Annotated in this window: 10 protein-coding genes; 2 read left to right on the forward strand and 8 right to left on the reverse strand. The window is 57.0% G+C overall.

All coding sequences use genetic code 11. From position 1 onward, the window contains the following. The first annotated feature begins 452 nt into the window (after positions 1 to 452). Positions 453 to 1,733: a histidinol dehydrogenase gene (gene hisD / locus QZN75_RS03520; RefSeq protein WP_292424795.1), complete on the forward strand. Its 1,281-nt coding sequence runs from the start codon at positions 453 to 455 to the stop codon at positions 1,731 to 1,733. A gap of 38 nt (positions 1,734 to 1,771) precedes the next feature. On the opposite strand, the gene QZN75_RS03525 is transcribed toward hisD, so the two are convergent. From QZN75_RS03525 to QZN75_RS03550, 6 genes are all read right to left on the reverse strand, one after another. Further along, complete coding sequence (locus QZN75_RS03525) at positions 1,772 to 2,308, reverse strand: hypothetical protein (protein WP_292424798.1); 537 nt, start codon at positions 2,306 to 2,308, stop codon at positions 1,772 to 1,774. Positions 2,309 to 2,358: 50 nt separating this feature from the next. Further along, positions 2,359 to 3,660, reverse strand: coding sequence for a BREX system ATP-binding protein BrxD (brxD, locus tag QZN75_RS03530; RefSeq protein ID WP_292424801.1), 1,302 nt, complete (start codon positions 3,658 to 3,660; stop codon positions 2,359 to 2,361). After that, a complete protein-coding gene (locus QZN75_RS03535; RefSeq protein ID WP_292424804.1) occupies positions 3,641 to 5,455 on the reverse strand; it encodes a hypothetical protein in 1,815 nt (604 codons plus the stop codon). The genes brxD and QZN75_RS03535 overlap by 20 nt, the downstream gene beginning before the upstream one ends. Beyond that, positions 5,452 to 6,159, reverse strand: a complete 708-nt coding sequence (locus tag QZN75_RS03540) for a dolichyl-phosphate beta-glucosyltransferase (protein WP_292424807.1) — start codon at positions 6,157 to 6,159, stop codon at positions 5,452 to 5,454. Before QZN75_RS03540 ends, QZN75_RS03535 begins: the two co-directional genes overlap by 4 nt. Before the next feature lie 98 nt (positions 6,160 to 6,257). Then, the gene (locus tag QZN75_RS03545; RefSeq protein ID WP_292424810.1) at positions 6,258 to 6,488 is read right to left on the reverse strand and encodes a hypothetical protein; all 231 of its coding nucleotides are present in this window, start codon (positions 6,486 to 6,488) and stop codon (positions 6,258 to 6,260) included. 91 nt (positions 6,489 to 6,579) lie between these two features. Continuing rightward, positions 6,580 to 6,837 (reverse strand): hypothetical protein, encoded by a 258-nt coding sequence (locus tag QZN75_RS03550; protein ID WP_292424813.1) that lies wholly within the window; start codon positions 6,835 to 6,837, stop codon positions 6,580 to 6,582. Between the two features lie 124 nt (positions 6,838 to 6,961). Here QZN75_RS03550 and QZN75_RS03555 point away from each other — a divergent pair, with 124 nt between their 5' ends. Next, positions 6,962 to 7,378 (forward strand): PaaI family thioesterase, encoded by a 417-nt coding sequence (locus QZN75_RS03555; protein ID WP_292424816.1) that lies wholly within the window; start codon positions 6,962 to 6,964, stop codon positions 7,376 to 7,378. A gap of 25 nt (positions 7,379 to 7,403) precedes the next feature. Here the strand turns inward: QZN75_RS03555 and QZN75_RS03560 are convergent, their stop codons facing one another. Beyond that, the gene (locus QZN75_RS03560) at positions 7,404 to 8,132 is read right to left on the reverse strand and encodes a tetratricopeptide repeat protein (RefSeq protein WP_292424820.1); all 729 of its coding nucleotides are present in this window, start codon (positions 8,130 to 8,132) and stop codon (positions 7,404 to 7,406) included. An 80-nt stretch (positions 8,133 to 8,212) separates the two neighbouring features. Beyond that, positions 8,213 to 8,404, reverse strand: a complete 192-nt coding sequence (locus tag QZN75_RS03565) for a hypothetical protein (RefSeq protein WP_292424823.1) — start codon at positions 8,402 to 8,404, stop codon at positions 8,213 to 8,215. Between the last annotated feature and the right edge of the window lie 106 nt (positions 8,405 to 8,510).

Raw genomic sequence — 8,510 nt, forward strand, 5'->3', positions numbered from 1 at the left:
TTCGTCGCTGTTGCAGTAACATTTACCGCTGTTGCGGTGGAGGTTGCTGCCGGAGCGCTGGTCGTTGTGGTCGTCGTTTGCGCCGGTGTACTACTTGTACACCCGGCCATAAGTACTGCTGCAAGCACCAGAATGGCTGCAATACACATCAGTTCAGCACGAAATTTGTTTACCATATATAATAACCATACAGAACTTGGGCCGAGAACTCTTCAATATTTCTTTTTGTAGTTTACTGCGGTATTTCAGGGAGTGTATCCGCAGGGGATGCCCGGTAATACACCTGAAGAGACCCGGCCCTGTCAGGACCCTGATACCGGAAAACGGTCGGGACAGTCGTTTTTGGTACAGGTTCAGATATCCGAAACCCGATCGGGGATATTCGCTATTTTTGCAAATTTCAGGCCCGGATAACGAAACCTTAACAATCTTTCCCGCCGAGTTTTTCTGCTATGTGGAGCGCGGTTGATGTCGATACCTGGGTCTCTCGGCGCACATCCCGTCTGGATGCGGTACACGGCCCGGTGCAGGAGATCATCGAGAAGGTGAGGACGGGGGGAGATGCAGCCCTCATTGAGCTTTCTGAAAAATTCGACAAGGTGCATCTCGACACGATCGCGATCGATGAGGATGCACGGGAGGCGGCCTACGAGCAGGTCGATGCACAGGTCACCGAGTGCCTGGTGGAAGCCGAGGCCCGGATCAGCCGGTTTCATGAGCTCCAGCTGCCCCGGGGCCTCTGGCTTAACGAGCTTGAGCCTGGCATTACCCTTGGCGTGAAGACCACACCGCTCTCCCGCGTCGGGGCATATGTCCCCGGGGGCCGTGCCGCCTATCCCTCGACTGCCCTTATGTGCACGGTTCCTGCACGGATCGCCGGCGTCCCGGAGATCTGCTGTTGTTCCCCGCCGCCGATCCAGCCCCTTACGCTCGTTGCGCTCGATATTGCCGGCGTGCACGAGATCTACCAGTGTGGGGGTGCTCAGGCGATTGCTGCGATGGCGCTCGGGACCGAGACCATCGATCCCGTGGACAAGATCGTTGGACCGGGCAACGTGTACGTGACCGCCGCAAAGATGATGCTCCGTGAGTATGCCGAGATCGACTTCCCGGCGGGCCCGAGCGAGATCGCCATCATCGCGGACGAAAGTGCCGTGCCTGCGTATGTCGCCGCCGATATCCTCGCACAGGCGGAGCACGACCCCCATGCGGCCTGCCTTTTCATCACGACATCAGCCGCAATTGCCGACCGTGTTGGGACCGAGATCAAAAAGCAGGCAGAACATGCCCCGAGAAAGGAGATCATCGCACAGGCGCTCAAAAACTCCGGCTATATTATCGCCGGCGACCTGATCGAAGCGGTTGCAATCTCGAATGCCGTCGCCCCGGAACATCTCTCCATCCAGGTGACCGACTCCCTACCGGTCCTTAACGGCATACAGAATGCAGGCGCGATCTTTGTCGGGCCGTATACCCCGGTCGCCTGCGGGGACTATGCGTCGGGTACCAACCACGTGCTCCCTACGGCCGGGTATGCCCGGCAATACTCGGGCCTTGACGTGCACCACTTCTGCAAGACTTCCTCGGTGCAAATCCTCACAAAAGAGGGCCTGGACAGCATCGGGGACATTATAGAAACCCTTGCCACCGCTGAGGGACTGTCTGCCCACGCACAGTCGGTGCGGGTGCGGCGGCAGGAAAAGAAGGGCAGCCGGAAGAACAACGGCTGCTGAAGTGTCAAACCGGTTTTTCCCCGGGGCATCGTTTTTTTTCAGGTGTTTTTCAGCCGGCGGATCATGCAGGAGCCGGTGATGATGGTGATCCCGAGCGCCACAACCGCGATCCCCGGGGACAGGGGCACCCGTGTGGCCTCCGTCTCCGAAGGCAGGAACGTGACGCTATCCGAGGCATAACCGCCGTGGCTGAACCGTTCCCGGTCGACCGGGGAGGTTACCACGTAGACCGTGTAGGTTCCCGGGTTCATGTTCCCGAGGATGATGGAGGTATCCCAAGGGTAACTCCAGGTGCCCTCCTTCATATCCACCGGCGCGGTGGTAAAGAGGCCGTGTCCGGCCGGTATATTGAGGTTCTCCAGCGTGACACCCCGGGAATCCAGATCCGGGCCGGTCAAAAAGAGGTAAACCGCGATCGTCTGGATGCCCGAGACCGTGCCGTTCAGGAAGACCATGTCCCCAATATGCACCACGGAGGGGGTGGCATTGATGGTGACCGTCTGTGCACCAGCCGGCAGTATTGCCATAAAAACGAGGAAAGCAACTGCTACCAGCGGACAGAACCTCGAACGCATATCAGTACCATTCTTGCTGAAACGATAAAACAGTATCACAGGGGCGTTTTTTAAAATTCCACGACCATGACTGCTTCCTCTTCCGCTTTGAGTTCCCCTTTGAGGTGCTCGGCCTCGAACTCATAACCCTCGGCCGGGTTGAAGTCCTCGTAGATCTCGCACTTGTCCAGTACATCGACAAACTCTTTTAAGAAAATTCTCGGGATCACGTCAACCCTGCCTCCGAACCGGCCGGTAATCTTTTTGATCATAGCCCGGATGAACCGGTGGGAGACCTTCTCCCGGTCGACTTCACGGTAGGCCTGCGAGTACACGTCAACAACCTTGAGAGCGACCAGTTCGAGTTTGCCGGTATCGAAACGGGAGAGGTGGATCTGGGGTTGGCGGGGGTTTTTGTAAACACCGGTCTCGACCACGCTGATCCGGTCGTAGAGCGGCGTTACTGACCGTATCCCCCGTGAGCTGTCAAAGAATGCAGGGGTACCGGTGAAAAGGAAGTAACAGTGCGGCATCCGGCCGCCATCGAGGGCATCGATAATCCGGGCAAGCGTCTGGTAACTTCTCTCCCGCTGGTTCCGCTGGAGCCCCTGCGTTGTCTCCAGTTCGTCGATCGCGATCGCAAGCCCCCGGTATCCCGCGCCGTGGACGATCTCGACAAGCCCTGAAAGGAAAAGAAACGCGGTGGAATCATCGACCTCTCCTTTGATACCTGCCTTCTGCTTGAAGTCGCGCCCCACGGTGGGTTCTGCCGCGATCCAACCGATGGCCGCCTGGGCGATCGGGAAGTCGCCGGCATTATTTGCCCTATAGTAGGTACGCAGCGCGGCGGCAAGGGCTGTGTTCTTTTCGCTGATACCGGCAAGGGCGGATTCGATCTCTTTTTCCGTTGCTGCTTCGAGATCGGCGTCTTTTGTCTTCCCACTGCCCGTTGAGATCAGCCGTTCCTCGATAGCAAAGAGCCAGTTGTCCACGATGGTTTTGAGCGCGTGCTTAGCCTCGTTTGTCCTGAGATTGGCGCAGATCTGCTGGTATAGTGCTTTGGGTTTCGAGAGCGGGGCTGAAGGGGAGACAAAAACATGGGCGGTAACGAAGTTTTTGGTGCCGGAGATCTCCAAGGCGCGGGCGACAAAAAATGTCTTGCCGGACCCATAATCCCCCCGGATAAACTTGAGGTCACCTCCCCCTTCTGCCACGTAGTCCAGCTGCCTGCCGATCACGCCCTCTTCCATGTCAAGCCCGACCGCGATCCGTTCAAGGCCGTCCGCAGGCACGGTTCCCCGCCGGAGGGCATTTATGATATTGAGACTCTGGTGCCGTCGCCGGTCCGTCCGTTCAGGTTCCACAGTATTCATAGACCTCCCCTTCCGCACTCATACCTTTTTTCTCTATGAGCATAATTCCCTGCGCTGCCGCTTTACGGATCAGGAGATTGACGATTCCGGCGACCCTGCGGGAGCCCAGCAGTCGTCGCAGGTCCGTCTCGCTTGCCCTCCCGTGGGTAGCAAGGAAAGTGAGGATCTTCTGCTCGGGTTCCGATAGCGCCATGACATCACAGAGGGCCTGCACCGGTCTCCGTGAATCTACTTTTTTTTCCGTGCGGGGCGCATTTACGACCGGGCAGTCCGTGAGCATCTGCTCCTTCGTGCGGTGTATCAGGATAAGAAAATCGTCAGAACGGCAGTCGCGGGAATATGCGGGCAGCACGTCAATACCGCAGAGGCAGTTGCGCATACATGCGGCATAGTCTTCCCGTGACAACGCATCGGCGGCTGCGTTCAGGTACGCGGCGGCAAGGCACTCCCGCTCTGCTGACCCGAGCATTTCCCGCCTCTCTTCAAGGCGCCGGATCAGTTCTCCCGTGAGCCGTCTCATCCGGTCCGGCGACCCGTCTTTTTTTGTCACCGCAACCGCAACACGGCTGAGATCGGTCAGTTTCCTGACGTTTGCGAGGATATAGAGCAGCACCTTCTCGCACTCGCGGTCGTCTTCCTGCGAGGCCAAAAACTCTGCGTACGGGAGCCCGCCGTTTAAGTAATCGGCACGGTATGCCCGGTAATACCAGGATCGCGCTTCGCCGGTATCTCCCTGTTCGCGGTACATCTGTGCCGTCTCTAAAAGAGAGACTACATTGGTGTCGCTCGGAACAAGCGCAAGAAACCGTGCGCGTGCCTCTCCTGGCGGGAACTGCGTCCGAATATACCCGCTGTACGACCGGAGGATTTGCCTGAGGGTCTCTGGGGGGCATGGCGCATCCAGTGCCTCCCGGATCAGGTTCTCGTATGCCAGAAGGGCGTTTGCATGATCGCCCAGTGCCGCAGAAAGTTCGCAGGCGATGAGCCGGTACTCCGGTCTGCCGTCGATTGCGATCAGTTTTTTTACCGTGGCAAGCGCCCGGAGATATTCTCCCCGCTCCTGCAAAATGAGGGTATAATCCAGATAGATGAGGGGATCAGATTTCTCTTTGAGAAACGATGCGTAGGCCCCGGGAGCGCCGGCAGCGTCTGCACGGGCCAGTGCAGCAAGGTATAACCGGTGAATGGCGGGGTCGTTCGTCTCATCGCAGAGCACCTGTGCCTCATCGGCTGCGTCGTGATACCTCGCGGCTGCGCAGAGTGCCCCGATATATTCCCTGCTTTTTGTGAGCCCGGCTCCGGGTGATTGGTACAGGGCACAGGCTTCCTCTGCCCTTCCTGTCCGGGTGAGTGCGGCGGTCAGGTGCCGGCAATCATCGGGTCGTTTCCCTAGCGCATAGAGCCGTTTTAAGACCGGGAGTGCCCCCCGGTCATCCTTTCGTGCGATGAGACTGGCCGCATAACTGCGCAGTGCGTCCTGGTTGTCGGGATCAAGTCTGACCGCCGCCGCATACTCTGCGATCGCCCCGTCATCGCCCCGCTGTTCGAGCACCTTTGCAAGGTAACTGTGGACATGGGATGACTCCGGCATCTTCCGGGCGAGATCCCGGAAATACACCTCCGCATCCTCGGTTTTTCCAAGCGAAAAAAGGTTGGTGGCTGCAAGGACTTCAAGGGCAGGGTCCCGGGTCGTTTCGAGCAGCCGGTAGCACAGCGCGAGCGATTCCCGGTACCGTCCCTCGTTGAACAATCTAAAAGCATCTTTATTCTGGTTGTCTGCGGTTGCCGGTATCATGGCGTACCTGGATGGAGCCGGACCTTGAGGAGACCGGCGAGCATCCGAATCATATCCCCCTTCCTGACCCTGGAATCTCCCTTGTTCTGCCACGCGATGGGAACCTCCTCGATCCGGTACCCGGCCCGTGACAGTCTCCAGATCAGTTCGACGTCGAACTCAAAACCCCGCGCGATGAGATGAGGTAATACAGCATCGACTGCGGATTTTTTAAAGACTTTTGCGCCGCACTGCGTATCGTGGTATGAGAGCCCGAACAATATTTGGATAATCAGGTTAAAACCCCGACTCTCCAGCCGGCGCAGCCAGTTCTGCTTGATCTCCAGCTGCGAACCCGACACCCACCGGGAGCCGATAACGGCATCGGAAGAGGAAAGATGCCCGAAGAGCCGGCACATTTCATCGATGCCGGTGGAGCCGTCCGCATCCACGTACCCCACAAGCGGCGCCTGAGCCGCGGTAAGTCCTGCAATCACGCCCCCCCCTTTCCCGAGCCGGGTGGTAAAACGCAGGCACCGGATAGAGAGATCGAGACGGCTTTTTGCTATTGCCTCCACCACATCTGCCGTATGGTCGCTTCCGTCGCAGACAAAAATAAGCTCTCCGTCGAAGTGCGTGATGGAATCAAAAAGGCCGAGAATCCGCTTTTCCTCGTTGTAGGCAGGGATAACCAGGCTGAATCTGATAACGGGGGCAGGGGACATGACAGGCAGTAACTCGTTGCTCCCGCTGTCAGCCCATAAAAACAACCGGCCCGGCAGCGGTGCAGTCCTGTACCTTTGGGTGGAGATCGCCAATAATATTACTGGTGTTTGCCCAGGTGACGGGCAAGCGCCGTGTCTTTATGGTATTTTTCCGCAATGGCAAGTGCTGTTGCCCGGAGGGCTTGGTGATCCTTCAGGCAGGTATCGGGAGGCGGGGACTTGCGCAGGATGGCGGAGGTGTTCTCGGTCACCTGGATGAGTTCGGTTGCGATCAGCGCGTTCAGCCAAATCAGGTCGGCGAGCATGCGTTTGAGTTCTGTATCTTCCATACTACCTGTTTCAGGAATGCCGGTATTTAAGGATGGGGTAACGACAGAACAGCAGCCGGTGGGGGAAGAGAATGGCAGGAGCGGGCATGCCTTATCCCCGCCAACGGAAGTACGGAACGCCGTCGATCACCCGGTACTCGATCATTTTCTCCTTAAAAAGGAGCGGAGTAAGCAGCGTCAGATCGGCGATAAATACATCGAGATGTTTTGTGCGGTTCATTCCGGGCCCGATAAGTGCTTCCTCGATCTCGTGGAGTGAGTACGCCGTGTCGGGATGCGCCTTGAGTAGATCCTCGATCTCGTTTGTCCCGGTGGTGCCTTTCCTGAACTCGTCTGTTGAAAGAGGCATATCCTGATACCACCGGTTTACCGTTTACGGTTTTGGCTCTCTTATATGTTGGGGAGGAATCCCCCAACTGTCAGGGATGGCAACCTTAATCCCCTCCCGTTTCAGACATGTCCCCCGGAGTACCATGACCTATCTGGATAACATACGAAAGGACGGGAAATACGCAAATCCCTTCTTCTGCCTGGCGGGGATCGAGGTCGTCCATGCGGAGGAAGGCAGGGCCACGCTGAAAATGACAGTCCGGCCCGATATGCACAACGGTGTGGGCTGGCTGCAGGGCGGAATGCTCGTGGCGCTTGCCGACGAGGCGATGGCCCTTGCACTCTACCCGATGCTGGAAACGACCGAAGGGATAGCGACCATATCGGAGTCTACCAGTTTCATCAAGGGTGTGCGGGATGGCGTGATCTCCGCTGAGGGCCGGGTGATCCGAAAAGGGCGCCGGGTCGCGTTCTGCGAAGGAGAGGTCCGGACTGATGATGCAGAGAAGACGGTGCTCTCCCGGACGACGGCCTCATTTGTCGTCACGGCCTGCAAATAATATAAAAAGAAAAAAAGTGGTTCACTCACTTTTTATTTTTCTTCGTGCCGGTTTTTTTGTCCGGTGTATCGGTGGCCTTTTTGCTGCTGTCGCGAATCTTTCTGGTGACATAGTACGTGACACCGGCTGCAGCAATGATCACCACCACAACGAGAACGATCAGTGTGACCGGCAGGGTGGATGCGGCGGCTTTCTCAGCATCGGCAAGCTTGGTGGCCGTCGCATTGTTGTCGGGATCGTTTTCAAGCGCCGCTTTATAGGTCATTATGGCATCCTGGTAGTTCCCCAGTTTTACCAGAGCATCCCCCTTGTTACTCAGAGCGAGGGTGTTGTTTCCGTCACTGGCAAGCGCCCTGTCGTAGGAAGTCACAGCGTCTGCGTACTTCCCGAGGCTGTACTGGGCATAGCCCTTGTTGTTCCAGAGCATCGGATCCGTGGGGAACTTCTCCAGTCCGGTATCGACGGTTACTATCACATCGGTATAGTTGCCTAACTGGATCTGCGCATAAGACTTGCCCTGGAATGTATAGAGAAGCGCATCAGTCCGGTTCATCATTGTCGTATTCGAGCTGAGCGCCTTGTCGTAGAGTGCAATTGCCCCTGCGTAGTCCCCGTTTGCCGTTAACTGCACGGCAGCGTTGTAGTAGTCTGTGGCGGCATCATGGGTGATGGGCACGACGGCCATTGCGGGAATGACTGTTACGACACACACAAGTAGTAGTGCCAAAATACCAAGAATCTGCCCTCGTTTCATGCCCGTTATATGGGTTCTGTCCTGACATCAATCTTGCTTTGGCGGGCTGGGATTTTTGTCCCGGCTGCCTGTCGTGCTATTCAATGCCGGTACCATACAAAAAGAAAGATTGAACCGCAGAATGCCCCGATGGCGAGCAGGATGATCGTGATAGGAGAGATATTGAGTATGTTCTGCCGGACCAGCGTGTCCTGGTTTCTGACAGGAAGGGTGGCCGCGAGCCCGGCTGCTGTCAGGATCGCGGGGAGTGCGATACCGGCACCGATAGCCACGTCTCCGGAAACAGTGCCGGGTAACGGCGTGCATAACGGCAAATATTTTTTATTATTTTAAAATCAGTTGTTTTAATTACGGCACAGGAGATCCGGCCAGATTCTC

It is taken from the genome of Methanoregula sp., from assembly GCF_003170075.1.
Classification (GTDB): Archaea; Halobacteriota; Methanomicrobia; order Methanomicrobiales; family Methanospirillaceae; genus Methanoregula.

Coding starts and splice junctions, on each gene's coding strand:
- brxD (WP_292424801.1), bottom strand. CDS start 3,660: ATGAATACTGTGGAACCTGAACGGACGGACCGGCGACGGCACCAGAGT.
- QZN75_RS03555 (WP_292424816.1), top strand. CDS start 6,962: ATGACCTATCTGGATAACATACGAAAGGACGGGAAATACGCAAATCCC.
- QZN75_RS03525 (WP_292424798.1), bottom strand. CDS start 2,308: ATGCGTTCGAGGTTCTGTCCGCTGGTAGCAGTTGCTTTCCTCGTTTTT.
- hisD (WP_292424795.1), top strand. CDS start 453: ATGTGGAGCGCGGTTGATGTCGATACCTGGGTCTCTCGGCGCACATCC.
- QZN75_RS03560 (WP_292424820.1), bottom strand. CDS start 8,132: ATGAAACGAGGGCAGATTCTTGGTATTTTGGCACTACTACTTGTGTGT.
- QZN75_RS03535 (WP_292424804.1), bottom strand. CDS start 5,455: ATGATACCGGCAACCGCAGACAACCAGAATAAAGATGCTTTTAGATTG.
- QZN75_RS03550 (WP_292424813.1), bottom strand. CDS start 6,837: ATGCCTCTTTCAACAGACGAGTTCAGGAAAGGCACCACCGGGACAAAC.
- QZN75_RS03540 (WP_292424807.1), bottom strand. CDS start 6,159: ATGTCCCCTGCCCCCGTTATCAGATTCAGCCTGGTTATCCCTGCCTAC.
- QZN75_RS03545 (WP_292424810.1), bottom strand. CDS start 6,488: ATGGAAGATACAGAACTCAAACGCATGCTCGCCGACCTGATTTGGCTG.